14 protein-coding genes are annotated in these 16,320 nt (G+C 69.6%); 5 read left to right on the plus strand and 9 right to left on the minus strand.

Going from position 1 to position 16,320, the window contains the following annotated elements:
• The first annotated feature begins 9 nt into the window (after positions 1-9).
• Positions 10-591: a YybH family protein gene (locus tag ACWIDZ_RS07165; RefSeq protein WP_453988121.1), complete on the plus strand. Its 582-nt coding sequence runs from the start codon at positions 10-12 to the stop codon at positions 589-591.
• Here the strand turns inward: ACWIDZ_RS07165 and ACWIDZ_RS07170 are convergent.
• The 3 genes from ACWIDZ_RS07170 to ACWIDZ_RS07180 form a co-directional block, all read right to left on the minus strand.
• Positions 588-1,733 (minus strand): serine hydrolase domain-containing protein, encoded by a 1,146-nt coding sequence (locus ACWIDZ_RS07170; protein ID WP_453988120.1) that lies wholly within the window; start codon positions 1,731-1,733, stop codon positions 588-590. The genes ACWIDZ_RS07165 and ACWIDZ_RS07170 overlap by 4 nt on opposite strands.
• 45 nt (positions 1,734-1,778) lie before the next feature.
• A complete protein-coding gene (locus tag ACWIDZ_RS07175; protein ID WP_453988119.1) occupies positions 1,779-3,419 on the minus strand; it encodes a M28 family peptidase in 1,641 nt (546 codons plus the stop codon).
• A gap of 71 nt (positions 3,420-3,490) precedes the next feature.
• Complete coding sequence (locus ACWIDZ_RS07180; protein WP_346485293.1) at positions 3,491-4,705, minus strand: BaiN/RdsA family NAD(P)/FAD-dependent oxidoreductase; 1,215 nt, start codon at positions 4,703-4,705, stop codon at positions 3,491-3,493.
• A 47-nt stretch (positions 4,706-4,752) separates the two neighbouring features.
• Between ACWIDZ_RS07180 and greA the strand changes: the two genes are divergently transcribed.
• Entirely contained in the window at positions 4,753-5,235 is a 483-nt protein-coding gene (greA, locus tag ACWIDZ_RS07185; RefSeq protein WP_291780642.1) for a transcription elongation factor GreA, read from the plus strand.
• Between the two features lie 24 nt (positions 5,236-5,259).
• Here greA and ACWIDZ_RS07190 read toward each other — a convergent pair whose 3' ends face one another.
• Positions 5,260-6,900 (minus strand): leucyl aminopeptidase family protein, encoded by a 1,641-nt coding sequence (locus ACWIDZ_RS07190; RefSeq protein ID WP_453988118.1) that lies wholly within the window; start codon positions 6,898-6,900, stop codon positions 5,260-5,262.
• A 390-nt stretch (positions 6,901-7,290) separates the two neighbouring features.
• Between ACWIDZ_RS07190 and ACWIDZ_RS07195 the strand changes: the two genes are divergently transcribed.
• Positions 7,291-8,235, plus strand: a complete 945-nt coding sequence (locus tag ACWIDZ_RS07195; RefSeq protein ID WP_453988116.1) for a LysR substrate-binding domain-containing protein — start codon at positions 7,291-7,293, stop codon at positions 8,233-8,235.
• 69 nt (positions 8,236-8,304) lie between these two features.
• Here the strand turns inward: ACWIDZ_RS07195 and groL are convergent, their stop codons facing one another.
• Together groL and groES are read right to left on the minus strand one after the other, a co-directional pair.
• The gene (groL, locus tag ACWIDZ_RS07200; protein WP_453988115.1) at positions 8,305-9,951 is read right to left on the minus strand and encodes a chaperonin GroEL; all 1,647 of its coding nucleotides are present in this window, start codon (positions 9,949-9,951) and stop codon (positions 8,305-8,307) included.
• A gap of 58 nt (positions 9,952-10,009) precedes the next feature.
• Entirely contained in the window at positions 10,010-10,297 is a 288-nt protein-coding gene (gene groES / locus ACWIDZ_RS07205; RefSeq protein ID WP_003166488.1) for a co-chaperone GroES, read from the minus strand.
• 239 nt (positions 10,298-10,536) lie between these two features.
• Between groES and ACWIDZ_RS07210 the strand changes: the two genes are divergently transcribed.
• Positions 10,537-11,004, plus strand: coding sequence for a hypothetical protein (locus ACWIDZ_RS07210; protein ID WP_291780661.1), 468 nt, complete (start codon positions 10,537-10,539; stop codon positions 11,002-11,004).
• A gap of 71 nt (positions 11,005-11,075) precedes the next feature.
• On the opposite strand, the gene pgi is transcribed toward ACWIDZ_RS07210, so the two are convergent.
• Positions 11,076-12,686 (minus strand): glucose-6-phosphate isomerase, encoded by a 1,611-nt coding sequence (gene pgi / locus ACWIDZ_RS07215; protein ID WP_453988114.1) that lies wholly within the window; start codon positions 12,684-12,686, stop codon positions 11,076-11,078.
• A 147-nt stretch (positions 12,687-12,833) separates the two neighbouring features.
• Here pgi and ACWIDZ_RS07220 point away from each other — a divergent pair, with 147 nt between their 5' ends.
• Positions 12,834-13,310, plus strand: a complete 477-nt coding sequence (locus ACWIDZ_RS07220) for a hypothetical protein (RefSeq protein ID WP_338577403.1) — start codon at positions 12,834-12,836, stop codon at positions 13,308-13,310.
• A gap of 93 nt (positions 13,311-13,403) precedes the next feature.
• On the opposite strand, the gene ACWIDZ_RS07225 is transcribed toward ACWIDZ_RS07220, so the two are convergent.
• Both ACWIDZ_RS07225 and ACWIDZ_RS07230 read right to left on the minus strand, forming a co-directional pair.
• Entirely contained in the window at positions 13,404-14,078 is a 675-nt protein-coding gene (locus ACWIDZ_RS07225; protein ID WP_453988113.1) for a thioredoxin family protein, read from the minus strand.
• Between the two features lie 23 nt (positions 14,079-14,101).
• Positions 14,102-16,312, minus strand: coding sequence for a protein-disulfide reductase DsbD family protein (locus ACWIDZ_RS07230; RefSeq protein WP_453988112.1), 2,211 nt, complete (start codon positions 16,310-16,312; stop codon positions 14,102-14,104).
• Positions 16,313-16,320: the final 8 nt, after the last annotated feature.

The raw sequence follows: 16,320 nt of genomic DNA on the forward strand, positions 1-16,320 counted from the left end.
GAGAAGGCGATGATGATCCGCTCCCGCCTGCTCTCCGCCCTCGCCGTATCCGCCTTGATCGCGGGGGGGACCTCGGCCTGCGCTCAAAGCAGCAGCGTCATGGGCGGCGGCGATGAAGTGATCCGCACCGCGCGCGTGGGCGCCTCGCGAGACGCCGCCCCGGCTCCCGTCGAAGGCGCGCCGGCGCCCGTCGCCGCGCCGCCGACCACGGCCGAAACCTTCGACGCGGTCAGCGACGCCCTGGACGCCGCCGCCGCCGCCTGGACCTCGGGTCAGGTGGACGCGGTCATGGCCACCTATGTCCACGACGAGCCGTTGCTGGTCTTCCTGGGCGACACGCCCCTGAAGGGGCCGGACAGCGTGCGCGCGGCCCTGGACGCCCGCGCCACCGAGCCCGGCGGCCTGGGCGCCCTGTCCTATGAATGGTTCGAAACCCTGCAGTTCGACGTCAATACGGCGGTGGTCTCGGGCCGGGCGGTGATGACGCGCGACGGCAAGACCCATCGCGGCCTGTTCACCCGCATCCTGCGTCGCACGGTCGACGGCTGGCTGATCGTCCACGACCAACTGGCCTGGGGACCGGAGGCCTAAAGCGCCCCGTAAAGCGCTTCGATCAACCTCAAGGCGCGCGGATCGCCGATCAGGTGCGGCGACTGGCGCGTCATGACATAGGCGGCCGAGACGCCCGCCGCCTGATCCGCGAAGACCATCGACCCGCCCCAGCCGCAGTGGCCGACCGCCTCGGGATTGGGACCGAAGATGTTCAGGCCCTGATTGCGGGTGAAGCCCGCCGCCCAGCTCATGTCGAAGGGCAGCACCCGGTCCGGTCCGTGGATGCGCTCGCGCGTGGCCTGGGCCAGGGTCTCGTCCGACAGCACCGCCAGGTGGTCCAGAGTCCCGCCGGTGGCGACGATGGACATCATTCGCGCCAGATCCTTGGCCGTGGCGTGCAGATTGGCCGACGGAATCTCCGCCGTCCGCCATTCAGCCGAGCCGCGCCCGCCGGGGGCCGAGCCGCGATCCAGGAAGGCGGCCTTCTTGATCGCGTCGATGGCGCCGAGGTCCGGCGCGGCGGCGGGTTTGCGCAGTTGGGCGACTCGGCCATGTTCGGCTTCGGGCAGGCCGATCCATAGGTCCAGGTCGAACGGCTGGGCGAAGTCTTCGCGCAGGGCCGTCCCCATCGTCCGCCCGTCGACAATGCGGAACAGCTCGCCCGCCAGATAGCCGATGGTGATGGGATGATAGCCGGACGCCGTCCCCGGCGCCCACAGCGGCGTCTGGGCCGCCAGCTTGTCCAGCACCGCCTGACGGTCGAACCAGATCTCGGGCTCGGCCCCGCCGTCGAAGCCCGGCAGGCCGGACTGGTGGCTCATCAACTGGCCGACGGTCAGCTGATCCTTGCCCGCGGCGCCGAAGGCGAGCCAGTGGTCGGCGACCCGGTCCTCATAGGACAGCAGCCCCTTGTCCACGCAGCGCGCGATCATCAGGGCCATCACCGCCTTGCCGGTCGAGAAGACCGGGACCAGCGTGTCCTCGGCGAACGGCTTGGTCCCCGCCAGATCGGCCGAGCCGGCCCACAGGTCCGCGACCACCTCGCCGTCGATGGTCACGCTGAAACGCGCGGCCAGCTCGTTCAGCCCTTCAGGTGCGTCGGTGAAGTTGGCGGCGAAGGCGTCCTTCACCGCATTGAAACGCGGCGGGCAGACGCCGTGGAGGTCGGGGAGGCTGGTCATGGATGCGGTCTAGCGCCTTGGCGGCTTCACGTCACTTGCAGCCGATTACTGGCGCGCCGACGCCGAGGCGTTTCGCGCGCCTTCGAACTCGTCGCCCGGCTTCCACGCGGGCCAGTCGCGCGAATTGGCCAGGTCGCGGCCGACTTCATACAGCAGCTGAACGTCGGCGGCGGCGGCGTCCATTGTCCATTCCGGCGTCCATTCGTCCGAAGGCTGATGATAGCGATTGGCGACGTAGTCCCGGCTGGCTTCGTTGTGGCCGGTGAAGCCTGCGGCGGCGAACAGGGCGGGCACGCCCTTCCTCGCCAGCGGGAAGTGGTCCGAGCGATAGAAGGCCCCCGCGTGCGGCGCCGGGTCGGGGATCAGGCGGCGCCCCTCGCGTTCGGCCAGCACCGCCAGCCGGTCGTCCAGATCGTTCTTGCCCGCGCCGATGACGACGATGTTCGGGTCGATCTCGGTCCCCGGCAGCAGGCTGTCCATATTGATGTTGGCGACGGTCGTCTCCAGCGGCCAGACCGGGTTGGCGGCATAGTATTCGGCGCCCAGCAGGCCGGTTTCCTCGGCCGCCCAGCTGATGAAGACGGTCGAGCGTTCGGGGCGCGGCCCCTCGGCGAACAGGCGGGCGATTTCCATGACGCCCGCGACGCCCGTCGCATTGTCGACGGCGCCGTTATAGATGTCGTCGCCGTTCTTGGGCGTGGCGCGGCCATAGGCGTCCCAGTGGGCGCCGAACATCACCGTCTCGTTCGGGTATTTGGTTCCGGGCAGGCGGCCGATGACGTTGCGCGTTTCGACCCGGTCGGCCTTCTGGCCGAAGTCGATGGACATGGTCACGCCGTCCAGCGCCACGGGGCGGAAGTCGGGGGTCCGCGCCTGATCCTTCAGGGCGGCGAAGTCCAGCCCGGCGTCTTGGAACAGCTGTTCGGCGATCGCGCCCTGAATCCAGCCCTGCGCCGCCACGCGCTCCTTGTCGGGATCGGCGCGGACGATGTCGAACTTGGGCGCGGTCGAGGAATTCTCCAGCGTCGACCAGGGATAGCCCGCGCCCGGAGTGTCGTGGATGACCAGAACGCCCGCCGCGCCGTGCGCCGCCGCCACCTGGAACTTATAGGTCCAGCGGCCATAGAAGGTCATGGCCTGGCCATCGAACTTGCCGTTGACCGGATGACCTTCGGGCGCGGCGAAGTCGGGGTCGTTGACCAGCACCAGCATGATCTTGCCGGTCAGATCGACGCCCTTGTAGTCGTCCCACCCACGCTCGGGCGCGTCCACGCCATAGCCGACGAAGACCAGAGGCGCATCGGTCAGGGTGATGCGTTCAACCGGCCGGTCGGAGGATACGATGACGTCCGTGGCGCGCTGCAGTTCGGTCGTGCGGCCGTTGGCGGAAACGCTGATGGCGGCGGGGCCGTCCTGGCTGGTGCGGCTGACCTGGGCGACCTGCACCCACGATCCGTTCGGGCCGCCGGGTTCGAGACCGAGCGCCTGGAACTGCTGCGACAACCACTCAATGGTGCGGTCTTCGCCGGGCGTGACCGGGGCGCGACCTTCGAACTCATCAGACGCCAGAACGCGGGTGGCTTCGTTCAGTCGGGCCGGGTCGATGCGACCGGTCTGGGCGAGCGCAGAGGTCGAACACATCAGGGCGGCGATCAGGCCGACGGCGGCGGAACGGGCGAGGGTCATGGGCAAGCTCGGCGTTTGGACGATTTGCGCCACGCTGCCCCCTGAGGCCGCCGCTGTCGACCCCGAAAGCCTCAGCGCTCGTCCAGCCAGACGCGTACGCCCTCAGCCGCGACGACGCCCGAGGCGAAGGCGGCTTGGAGCAGATAGCCGCCGGTCGGCGCCTCCCAGTCCAGCATCTCGCCCGCCGCAAAGACGCCGGGCCGTTCCTGCAGCATCAGCCGTTCGTCCACGGAGTCCAGCGCGACGCCCCCGGCCGAGGAGATGGCGCGGCTCAGGCCCTGCACGCCAGTCAGGGTCAGGGCGACGCCCTTGATCCGGGCGGCCAGTTCGGCGGGTTCTGCGGGCAGGGAGCCGCCTTCGCGCAGCAGGGCGACGGCTGTTGAGTCGAGCCGCGCCGCCTTGCGTAGCCAGTTCGACAGGCTGTCCTTGCCGCGTGGTTTCGACAGGCGCTGGGTCAGGGCCTCGACGCTCAGATCGGGCCGTAGGTCGAGCGTCAGCGCGGTCGATCCGTTGTGCTCCACCGCCTCGCGCAGCCCGGCCGACAAGGCGTAGACGCCGCCGCCCTCGATCCCGTAGGCGGCGATCATGGCTTCGCCGCGCACGGTGCGGTCGCCGTGCGTCAGGGAGACCCCTTTCAGCGGCGTTCCGGCGAAACGGTCGCGGAAGATCGGCGACCACGCGACATCAAAGCCGACATTAGCGGGACGGAAGGCGGCCACTTCGGCGCCCGCCTCTTCTAGCGCCGGAACCCATGCGGCATTCGAGCCCAGCTTGGCCCAGCTGGCGCCGCCGAGGGCCAGGATGACGGCGTCCGGGCCCTCGAACCGCTGGCCGTCGGGCGTATCGAACGTCAGGGCGCCGTCCCGCCAGCCGGTCCAGCACGAGCGGGTGCGGACCTCGACGCCCAGCCCTTCCAGCCGCGCCAGCCAGGCGCGCAACAGAGGCGAGGCCTTCATCGCCTTGGGGAACACCCGGCCGGACGAACCGACAAAGGTCGGCTGGCCCAGCCCCTCGACCCATGCGATCAGAGCGGCGGGCGAAAAGGCGTCCAGCCATCCCTTGATGCGACCCTGCGCGGCGGCGTCATAGCGGTTCAGGAACGGCTCGAGCGACTCCGAATGGGTCAGGTTCAGCCCGCCGCGCCCGGCCATCAGCAGCTTGCGCGCGACCGAGGGCATCCGCTCATGCACGACGACGCGCAGACCCGCCTGCGCCAGACGTTCGGCGGCCATCAGCCCGGCGGGACCGGCGCCGATCACGGCGACTGTGGAGGGGGAGCGCGTCATCGACGCCTTCCTAGCCGGAATGGCCGTCGCGGCCTATGCTGGCGGACATGAGCGTCGCCTTTACACGGGAAGAAGATCTGGAAGCCACGGCGGCGGACCTGCCCGACCGACCGATCTCGCCCCACCCGAACCTCGTCACGCCGCAGGGACTGGCCCAGATCGAGGCCGAGTTGGCGGCCGCGCGCGCGGCCTATACGGCGGCTCAGGCGGCGGGCTCCATCGAGGCCGATCGCACCGCCATGGCGCGGGCGACGCGCGACCTGCGCTACTGGTCGGCGCGGCGGGGCACGGCCCAGCTGGTCGAGGCGCCGCCGGACGGCAAGGTGCGCTTCGGCGACACGGTGACGATCGAGCGCGAGGACGGGCGCACTCAGTCCTGGCGCATCGTCGGCGAGGACGAGGCCGACCCGACCCAAGGCAGCGTCAGCCACGTCTCGCCTCTGGCCCGCGCCCTGATGGGCAGGCGCGAGGGGGATGAGGCGACGGTCGCGGGCCAGTCGGTCGAGATCGTCGCCATCAAGGAAGGCTGAGAAGCGTGAAGGCTGGGGGCGGCTTCAGTAGCCGCCCGTTCCCTTCTCCTTCGCCACCGGCTGGAAGTCGCGCACGAAGCGCTCCAGCAGGCGCACGCTGTAGCCCGCTGAACCGGCCGGTTTCACGTCGTTGGCGGCGCCGAAGGCCATGTTGGCGATGTCCAGGTGCGCCCAGGGCGTCTCCGGCCGTGCGAAATAGCCGATGAAGTGGGCGCCGGTGCCCGCCCCGGCGCCGCCCTCGCCCGAGTTCTTGATGTCGGCGATGGTCGAAGAGGTCGCCCGCACATAGTTGGGATGCAACGGCAGACGCCAGAGGGTTTCGCCGGTGGCGTCTCCAGCGGCCTTCAACTGATCGGACAGGGCGTCGTGGCGGCTGAACAGGCCCGCATAGTCGCCGCCCAACGCGCCGCCGACCGCGCCGGTCAGGGTCGCCACGTCGACGATGGCGGCCGGGTTCAGCGTCGTGTCGGCCCAGACCACGGCGTCGGCCAGAACCAGACGGCCTTCGGCGTCGGTCGAGATGATCTCGATGGTCTTCCCGTTCATGGCGGTCAGGACGTCGGCCGGGCGGATGCCGCCACCGTCGGGCATGTTCTCGGCCAGGGCGGCGACGGCGACCACGTCCACCGGCGCGCCGCCCTTGGCCAGGGCCAGGACCGCGCCGACGACGCTGGCGGCGCCGGACATGTCCATCTTCATATTGCCCATGCCCGAGCCGGGCTTCAGCGAGAGGCCGCCCGAATCGAAGGTGATGCCCTTGCCCAGCAGGGCGATCGGGCCGTCGCTGGACGCGCCCTGGCCGCGATAGCGCACGGCCAGAAGGCGCGGCGGGCGGCTGGAGCCCTGGCCGACGCCCAGCAGGGCGCCCATGCCCAGACGCTGCATGGCGGGCACGTCCAGTTCGGTGATCTCGATCCCCGGCACGCCGGCGAAGGCGGCGCGGGCGCGTTCGACGAAGCTTTCGGGATAGACGACGTTGGCCGGCTCGTTGGACACGTCGCGGGTCCAGGCCATGGCTTCGACCAGGGCCGCGCCGCGACGATAGTGCGCCTGGGCGTTCGCGGCGTCATCGGCCACAACGGTCAGGGCGCCGGGCGCCGCGCGGTCGCGACCGGTGGTGACATACAGGTCCGAGCGGTAGTGGCCGATGCCCAGCCCCGTCGCCAGTTCAGAGGCCATATCCGCCGACAGGCCCGAGGTCAGGGCGGTCAGGACGCCCGGCTGGCTGTTCAGCACGCGGCCCGCGACGATTCCGGCGGTCTGGACGTCTGCGGCCTTGGGCGCTTCGCCCAGACCGACGATCAGGATGCGGTCCCAGCCGCCGACGCCGTGCAGGCTCAGGGTCTGGCGCGCCTTGTAGTCGAAGCGCGCGGCGCTCAGGGCTGCGGCGATCGCCTGACGCGTTCCGGCGTCCAGAGCCGATCCGCGCGCGGCCAGATCAGCTTCCGAGGTCAGCGGCAGGACGAGGGAGCCCGATGGCGAAGCGGCGGCGGCGAAGGTCACGGCGCGCGCCTGTGCGGGCGCAGCGCGCGCGGGCCAGTCGGCGCGCTCGGCGGTCGGCGCCGCGCGGCGCGCTTGGGCCTCAGCCGGAACGGCGACGCTCAGGCCGGCGGCGGCGATCAGCGCGGCGGCGGCGAAGGACGGAATACGGGTGGTGCGGCGCATCGATCAGGGCCCCCTCTGTGACGATGAAGGCGCCTTTATGGGCGGTCGTATCGCGCCGGGGCAACTGTCCCGCTGGCTGAAGGGAACCGGGCGCGACGCCTTGTCGCGCTTGTCGCGCGCTTGGGGTCGCGCCCGGCGGAACGGCGGCCGTCAGCAGGCCGCCCGACGCGGGGGCGCCGGGCAGGGTCGGGCCCTGAGGCGGACTTCGCCGGTCTCTCGGCGTGAAAGGCGGCGCGCGTCGAGCAGGGCGCCGATCCAGCCCCACGCGGGTTCCTTATGAGTGCGGTAGATGTGGTCCATGACTTCGTCCTCCTTTCTGAGAAGGTCAGGATGGCGCATGGTGCGCCGGGTCACAAACGAGACGATGACGCCGATTCATAAGGCTAACTTATGTCTGATCCTCTTTCCCGTATTCCGGTCGACGCCCTTCGCGTGTTCGAGGCGGCGGCGCGCTTGCTCAGCTTCACCCGCGCGGCTGAGGCTCTCGGCATGAGCCAGGCGGCGGTCAGCTGGCGCATCCGCGACCTGGAGCAACGGCTCGAGCGGCCCCTGTTCACGCGCGGCACGCGGCAGGTGGCCCTGACGCCCGAGGGCGAGCGACTGGCTACAGCCGCGACCGAGGCGATGACCTTGCTGAGGCGGGCGGTGGCCGAGGTGGTTGAGGCGGACCAGGGCGTATTGGCCGTCACGACGCTGCAGACCATGGCGACCCAATGGTTGGCGACGCGGCTGGGTGCGTTCCAGTTGGCCAATCCCGACCTGGCCGTGCGGGTCGACACCAGTTCCATACTGTCCAATCTGGGCGCGGACGGGCTGGACGTGGCCTTGCGCTTCGGCTCGGGCCGGTGGCCGGGACTGGAAAGCCGCTTTCTGATGCCGGCCGTCTTCACGCCGGTTTGCACCCCGGCCCTGCGCGACCGGCTGGAGCTGAAGTCGCCTGCCGATCTGAAGCGCGCCCATCTGATCGGAGAGCCCCGCGAATGGGCCGCATGGTTCGCCGCCGCCGGCGTGGCGCCCGCTGACGCCGGAGCGCCGCCCAGGCTGACCGCCGACAATCAGGCGATGGAGGTGGCGGCGGCTCTGGGCGATCAGGGCGTGGCCCTGGGCTCGCCCATCCTTTACGGCCGCGAGCTGGAGCGCGGCCTGCTGGTCCGGCCGTTCCATCAGACCGTCGCCCTGGCCGAGGGTTATTGGCTCTGTTACCCGTCGGGCCGCCGCCTGGTCCCCAAGATCGCCCGCTTCCGTGACTGGATTCTGGACACGGCCCGCGCCGACCCGGCGGTGGTCGAAGGCGCACGGCTGGCGGGACGCGAGGTGGGTGAGGCGGGAACCTAGCGTAAAAGAAAGGGCGGGACCTTTCGATCCCGCCCCTCCGTCGTCTGAGCTTTGAGAAGCCGGACTTCCTTAGAAGTCCATGCCGCCCATACCGCCCATGCCGCCCATGTCGGGGGCGCCGCCGGCCGAAGCCTTCTTCGGCGCATCGGCGATGGCGGCTTCGGTCGTGATCATGATGCCCGCGACCGAACCGGCCGAGGCCAGAGCCGAGCGGACGACCTTGGCCGGGTCGATGACGCCCATTTCCACCAGGTCGCCATACTGTTCCGTCTGGGCGTTGAAGCCGAACTCGGCCTTGGCCGATTCCAGCACCTTGCCGACCACGATCGAGCCTTCGACGCCCGAGTTTTCCGAGATCTGACGGATCGGAGCCTGCAGGGCGCGGCGGACGATGTTGACGCCGGCGTTCTGATCGGCGTTGTCGCCCTTCAGACCGTCCAGCACCTTGGAGGCCTTCAGCAGGGCCACGCCGCCGCCCGGGACGATGCCTTCATCGGCAGCAGCACGGGTTGCGTTCAGGGCGTCGTCGACGCGGTCCTTCTTTTCCTTCACTTCGACTTCGGTCGAGCCGCCGACGCGCAGGACGGCGACGCCGCCGGCCAGCTTGGCCAGACGCTCTTGCAGCTTTTCCTTGTCGTAGTCGGAGGTGGTGTCTTCGATCTGACGCTTAATCTGGCCGACGCGGGCCTCGATGCCGTCCTTCTCGCCCGAACCTTCAACGATGGTGGTGTCGTCCTTGGTGATCTGGACCTTCTTGGCCTTGCCCAGCATGTCGAGCGCGACCGTTTCCAGCTTGATGCCGAGGTCTTCAGAGATGACCTGGCCGCCCGTCAGGATGGCGATGTCTTCCAGCATGGCCTTGCGGCGATCGCCGAAGCCCGGAGCCTTGACGGCGGCGACGCGCAGGCCGCCGCGCAGCTTGTTGACCACCAGGGTGGCCAGGGCTTCGCCTTCGATGTCCTCGGCGATGATCAGCAGGGGACGGCCCGACTGAACCACGGCTTCCAGCACCGGCAGCATGGGCTGCAGCGAGGTCAGCTTCTTCTCGTGGAGCAGGATGAGCGGCTCTTCGAGGGAGACCTCCATCTTGTCCGGGTTGGTGATGAAATAGGGCGACAGGTAGCCGCGGTCGAATTGCATGCCTTCGACGATGTCGACGGTGGTTTCGGCGGTCTTGGCTTCTTCAACCGTGATGACGCCTTCGTTGCCGACCTTGGCCATGGCCTGGGCGATCAGGTCGCCGATTTCAGCGTCGCCGTTGGCCGAGATGGTGCCGACCTGGGCGATTTCCGAGTTGTTGGAGACCGGCTTGGAGTTCGACTTGATCTCTTCCAGCACCGCTTCGACAGCCTTGTCGATGCCGCGCTTCAGGTCCATCGGGTTCATGCCGGCGGCCACGGCCTTCAGGCCTTCCTGAACGATGGCCTGGGCCAGGACGGTGGCGGTGGTGGTGCCGTCGCCCGCCTTGTCGTTCGCCTTGGAAGCGACTTCGCGGATCATCTGGGCGCCCATGTTCTCGAAGGCGTCTTCCAGCTCGATTTCCTTGGCCACCGAGACGCCGTCCTTGGTCGAGCGCGGGGCGCCGAAGGACTTCTGGATCACGACGTTGCGGCCCTTCGGACCTAGGGTCACCTTGACGGCGTCAGCCAGGACGTTGACGCCCTTCAGCATCTTGTCGCGAGCGTCGGTGTTGAACTTTACGATTTTAGCGGCCATGTGGGCTGCTCCTATCTATAAGATTTTACGTTAGAATTCCGGAAACCCAGGACGCGTCTTACGACAGCACGCCCAGGACGTCGGATTCCTTCATGATGATCAGGTCTTCACCGTCGATCTTCACTTCGCTGCCCGACCACTTGCCGAACAGGACGCGGTCGCCGGCCTTCAGCTCCAGGGCGACGAACTTGCCGTCTTCGTCACGGACGCCGGGGCCCACGGCGACGACTTCGCCTTCCTGGGGCTTTTCCTTGGCCGTATCGGGGATGATGATCCCGCCCTTGGTCTTGGATTCTTCTTCAACGCGCTTGACCAGCACGCGGTCGCCGAGCGGACGAAACGCCATCTGAGTAACTCCCGTTAGGATGTTGGTTCCAGCCCTCGGAGCCCACGACTTTGGCAGTCGCCCTCCCCGAGTGCTAACGACCGGGGAGTTAGGCAGGGGGGCGGGGGGCGTCAAGGGCGAGGCGGACCGAAATTCGGCGCCTTGATGAAGCGAAAATGAACGGGCGCCCCCGGGGTCGTTCAGACAGGCTTCGCTAAAAAGGGGACAACGGATCAACCGGCTTTCGAAAGGAGCCCGCCATGAAGACCCTGTTCAAGATCGGCGCCGGCGCTATCGCCCCTGCTCTGGTTGTGACGATGCTGGCCACGACTCCGGCCGCGGCCCAGAACTATCGCGACCGCGATCGCGACAATACCGGCCGTGACGCCGTCCTTGGCGCTGTCGTCGGCGGCGTGGCCGGCGCCCTGATCGGCCAGGGCGACGGACGTTATGTCGCGGGCGGCGCCCTGGCGGGTGCGGCCCTCGGCGCGGCCTCGTCCTCGAGCAACGACGACTGCAGCTATTACCGCGGCGGTCGCTGCTACCGGAACCAGGGCCACTGGGAGCGCGAACACGGCATCAACAGCCGCGACGGCTATTACAACGGCCGTTACGAGCGCAACAACGGCCGCTATTACCGCGACGGTCGTTACTGGCGGAACCACGGCGAGTGGCGCAGCTATCAGAACCGCCGCGACCGCGACTACCGCTATGATCGTCGCTGGTAGGCGAATGGCGAGATGAAGAAAGGCCCGGTTTCGCGACCGGGCCTTTTTTTCGTCGCCTGAGAATCGGGCGCCTACGCCGTCAATCGTCGCAGCAGGTCGGCTGTCGAAGGGTCGAGGTCAGAGGAAGGCGCGCCGGCTTCGACGTCCTTGAGCACGGCCTTGGCCAGGGCCTTGCCGAGCTCCACCCCCCATTGATCGAAACTGTTGATGTCCCACAGGACGCCTTCGACGAAGGTCTTGTGCTCATAAAGGGCGATCAGGGCGCCGAGGGAACGGGGCGTCAGCGCTTCCATCAGGATGGCCGTCGACGGGCGGTCGCCGGGGAAGGTCTTGTGCGGAGCCAGACGGTCGGCCTCGGCCTCGGATGCGCCCGAGGCGAGCAGTTCGGCGCGAGCCTGGCCCTCGGTCTTGCCCTGCATCAGGGCCTGGGCCTGGGCCAGGGCGTTGGCCCAAAGGGGCGTCGCGGTCGCGTCCTCGCAGGTGCGGCCGACGATGACGAAGTCGAGGGGAACGACCTGCGGTCCCTGATGCAACTGCTGGAAGAAGGCGTGCTGGCCGTTGGAGCCGGGTTCGCCGAAAACGACGGGACAGGTCTGGCGACCGACGGGCGAGCCGTCGCGGCGCACCCGCTTGCCGTTCGATTCCATCTCCAACTGCTGCAGGAAGGCGGGCAGGCGACGCAGGGCGTGGGCGTAGGGCGCGACGCTGCGCGCCGGGCGGTTCAGGCCGTCCACATTGTAAATGTCGGCCAGAGCCAGGAGCACCGGCCCGTTCCTCTCCAGCGGCGCCTCGAGGAAATGCCGGTCCAGTGCGGCGGCGCCGTCGAGGAATTCCTGGAACGCCTCCCAGCCCAGACCGATGACGCAGGACAGGCTGACCGCCGACCACAGGGAATAGCGGCCGCCGACCCAGTCCCTGAAGGCGAAGGTGCGGCCGCATCCGAAGGCCGTCGCGTTGTCCGGCGCGGCGGTCACGCCGATGAAATGTCTGGCCATCCCTTCGGCGGGCAGGGCGGCGGCCAGCCACGCCTTGGCGGCCTCGGCGTTGGTCAGGGTTTCCTGGGTGGTGAAGGTCTTGGAGACGACGACGACCAGGGTCGTCTCGGGCTCCAGTCCGATCAGGGCCTCGGCCATGTCGCGCGGATCGATGTTGGCGACGAAGCGCAGGTCGATGGCCGGATCAAGCGGGCGCAGGGCGTCCCAGATCAGTCGAGGACCCAGATCGGAGCCGCCGATGCCGATATGGAGCACCGTCCGGATGGCGCGCCCGGTCGCGCCTGTCTCATTTCCGGACCGCACCGCTTCGGCATAGGTCTTCATTTCGGCGCGAACGGCCTCGACCTCGGCCGAGACCGGCTCGCCCAAGGCGTGGAAGTCCGCGCCGTTCGCCGCGCGCAGGGCCGGGTGCAGCACTGCACGGCCCTCGGTCAGATTGACGGCCTCGCCGTTGAACAGGGCCGCGCGGCGGCTCTCCACGTCGCAGGCGCGCGCCAGGGCCAGGGCCGCGTCCAGGCCGGGGCGGGTCCAGCTCTGCTTCGACAGGTCGATATGCAGGCCGGCCGCCTCCAGCGTCAGCCGCGCCAGACGATCCGGGTCGGCGGCGAACTGATCCTGGATGCGGGCGCCGGCGTCCCGGCGGGCGGCGGCTTCGAGTTCGGCCCAGGCGGCGGCGTGCGGCATCATCGTCTCCCCATGGCGGTTCGGTGCGGTTGGCCCGACGCTTGCAGGCTCTGGTGTACGGCTCAGGCCGAGAAGAGTTCAATCCAGGATCGGGTCAACAAGGGTTTCCTTCGGAAGCGCCGCGGCCCGCTCCCTTGTGAAAGGCACGCCATGTCCTGCGGAATAGCCCTCGCTGTCGCCCTGATGCTGGCCGATCCCGCCGTCGCCGAAGCGGCGGCCCTGCCGCCGGTGGCGCCCGCCGCGCCGGTCTCGGTGGCCCAGGAGCCCCTGTTCGCCGATCTGGTCGCCCGGTCGGGCGCCCTGAAGTCGATCGTCGACGGCTGGATGGCCTCGGGCGAGGCGGACCGGGCCGGCTTCTTCACCGGCGCGGCCTATGCGGCGTTCAAGACCCAGGCGACGGATCTGGCCCAGCGCGACATGCAGGGGCATCTGATCCTCAAGGAACGCGGCACGGATAACGACCTGAAGTGCATCCTGCGCGGCATTTCGGAAGACATCCCGGTCAAGGTCGCGGCGGTGGAGACGGCGCCCGACGCGGCTGCGCGCAAGCTGGCGCTCGACGAGCTGTCCTATCTGCTGAACGACAACGTCGAGGTCATCACCTCGCCCCCTCAGCCCGCGGCGTAGCCGCCAACTGAGGCCTGATACTGTTCTTGGGCCTGCCGCGCTTTGCGCGACTTGGGGCCCGATTAGGGGGAGGTTCGTTTCCGCGAGGAATCCTCAACCCTCGACGGTCTCGGGGTACTTGATGGCGCAGCCGTAGGGCGCGGCGTAGGCGGTCTGGACCGCGCGGCCGGCCTTGGCGTCGGCCATGGCGGCGCGAACGAAGTTGTTGGCCCCGTCCAGATCTTCCACCTTGTTGGTCGGCCGATCGTCGATGCCGCCGACGTAGATCAGCCGCCCTTCGGGATCGATGATCCGCATGTCGGGCGTGGTCTTGGCGTCGTAGCGCTTGCCCACCTCGCCGGTCGGATCCAGCAACAGATGGGTGAAGGCGGCCTGGTGCTTGGCCTTCCAGGCTTGCGCCTCCTCCCCCTCGACGAAGCCCTGGGTTCCCGGCGACGAGGAGATGATGGTCAGCCAGACCACGCCGTCGGCGGTCGCCTCGCGCTGCAGGGCCTGCATGGCCCCGCTGTAGTGTTTCTTCACAAAGGGACAGCCTTCGTTGGTCCATTCCAGAACGACCGTCTTGCCGCGGAAGTCGGCCAGCGATCGCTGATGGCCCTCGGCGTCGACCAGGGTGAAGGCGGGGGCCGTTTCGCCGGGGGCTGGCGCTTCGATCGCCTCGGGGGCGACAGCGGCGGTCTCGGACCGCTCCGGCGATGCGGCGGGTTGCTGCTGGCAGGCGGCGAGCAGCAGAAGAGAGGCGGAGGCGGCGGTCAGCAGGCGGAACATGGCGGTCTCCTTGGGATGAAAAGTCAGCGGTCGGCGGCGTCCTTCAGGGCGTCGACGACGACGCCCTCGGTCAGCAATTGCGGCAGGATGCGCGGCTCGGCCCGGCCCGGCGCATAGACGAGGTAGAGGGGCACGCCCGAGCGGCCGTGGTGTTGCAGCTCGGCGGTGATGGCGTCGTCGCGGCGCGTCCAGTCGCCGACCAGATAGACGGCGTTCGCCTGTTCCAGCGCCTCAGTCGTGCGGGTCGAGGACAGGGCGGCGCCCTCGTTGAGCTTGCAGGTCACGCACCAGTCGGCGGTGAAGTTGACCAGGACGGGCCGTCCTTCGGCCAGGGCGGCCTTCACCGCCTGGTCGGACCAGGGCTGGGAGGGCAGGCGGGTCGAGGCGCTGTCGCCGTCCGACGCGGCGGGCGCGGCCTTTCCGGCCAGGACGCCGAAGCCCAGGGCCGCGATCAGGGCCAGGACGGCGGCGATCCCCGCAGCCCGACCCTTGCCCGGCGCGGCGGCCTGGAAGCGGCCGTAGAGCCAGAGCGCCAGGGCCAGCATCAGTCCGGCGCCGAACAGTAGAGCTAGGGCGTCGGCGGTCTGGCGGCCATAGACCCAGGCCAGCCACAGGGCGGCGCCGTACATGGGGAAGGCCAGCAGATTGCGCAGCGTCTCCATCCACGGGCCAGGCTTGGGCAGACGGGCCAGCAGGCGCGGATTGAGGCTGATCAGCACATAGGGCAGGGCCAGGCCCAGCCCCAGCATCAGGAAGACCGCCAGGGCCATGGGCCAGGGCATGAACAGGGCCGCGCCGAGCGCAAAGGCCATGAAGGGGGCGGTGCACGGCGCGGCGACGACCACGGCCAGCACGCCGGTGAAGAAGGCGCCCGCCGCGCCGGGCAGGCGCGCCAGCGGGCCGTGTCCGGCGCCTTGCAGGCCTGCGCCGACGTGGAAGACGCCCGACAGATTCAGCGCCACCGCCAGCATCAGCAGGGCCAGGGCGGCCACAACGCCCGGCGACTGTAGCTGGAAGCCCCATCCCAGGGTCTGACCGCCCGCCCGCAGGGCCAGCAGCGCCCCGGCCAGGACGAGGAAGGTCGCCAGCACCCCGGCCAGGAAGGCCAGGCCGTCGCGACGGGCTTCGACCGGTTCATGGGCGGCGCGGCTGAGCGAGGCGGCCTTCATCGCCAGTATGGGGAAGACGCAGGGCATCAGATTCAGGATCAGCCCGCCCAGCAGGGCGAACAACGCCGCCTTGCCGAAGTCGGCGAACCCGGTCGGCGCGGTCGCTGCGGCCTGAACGCCCTCGCCGTCGCCGATGGCGCCCTCGTCCGCGACGCCGGCCAGGGCCGCCCCGGGTTCGGCCGTGATCTCCCAGGCGCCCAGATCGGTCGACAGGACGCCGCCGATCGGCCCGTTCAGCCCGTTGGTCGTCAGGCCGCGCCCGGCGGGGACGCTGACGGTCAGGCCTTGCGGGCCGCGTTCGCCGGACTGGCCGGCCGCGTGGTCGATCACCCCGCCTTCGAACGGATAGAAATAGGCCCATTTCGGCGCGGCGCCGGTCAGCGGGCCCCCGACGGCCGTCAGGGTCAGCCTGCCGTCGACCAGGGCGGCGCGGGCCTCGATCCCGGCGGGCCGCGGGGCGTCGGCGACGACGTCCTGGATCGCCTGGCCGAAGCGGGCGTCCAGCGGCGCGGCGTGGTCGCGCACCGGCAGATCGAGCGCCAGGTCGAGGTCGTCGGGCACGCACATCTCGTCGCTGCAGACGTAGAAATGGGCGGTGACGCGCAGGGGCAGGCTCCGGCCGGGCTGGGCGTCGGCGGGAATCTCGATCGGCACGGGCAGGAAGACCGTGCCCGAATAGCCGTAGTTCATCAGGCTCTGCAGCCGTTGGCGCTCGGGCAGGGGCCACAGGATGTCGCCTGGCTTCAGGCCGGTCGGCAGGGCCCAGGTCAGGGTTGTCGGGCCGCCGGAATCGCCCTGGTTGCGCCAATAGGTGTGCCAGCCGGGCTCAATCTTCTGGCGGATGGCGACGACAGCCGTCGAGCCTGGGGTCGCCCAGGCTCCCATGGGGACGAGTTCGGCCTCGATCCTTTCGGTGCGCTGGGGACCAGGCGCGACGGCCTCTCCTCTGGCGGGCGCGGCGCCGGCGGCCAGGGCCTCGCGCAGGGCGGCCTCGGACGGGGACGCGGACGCCGTCGCCGGCAGGGCGAGGACGAACCAGGTCAGGAGAAGAAGCAGGATGCGCAAGGGCGACG

The organism is Brevundimonas sp. NPDC055311, from assembly GCF_053645695.1.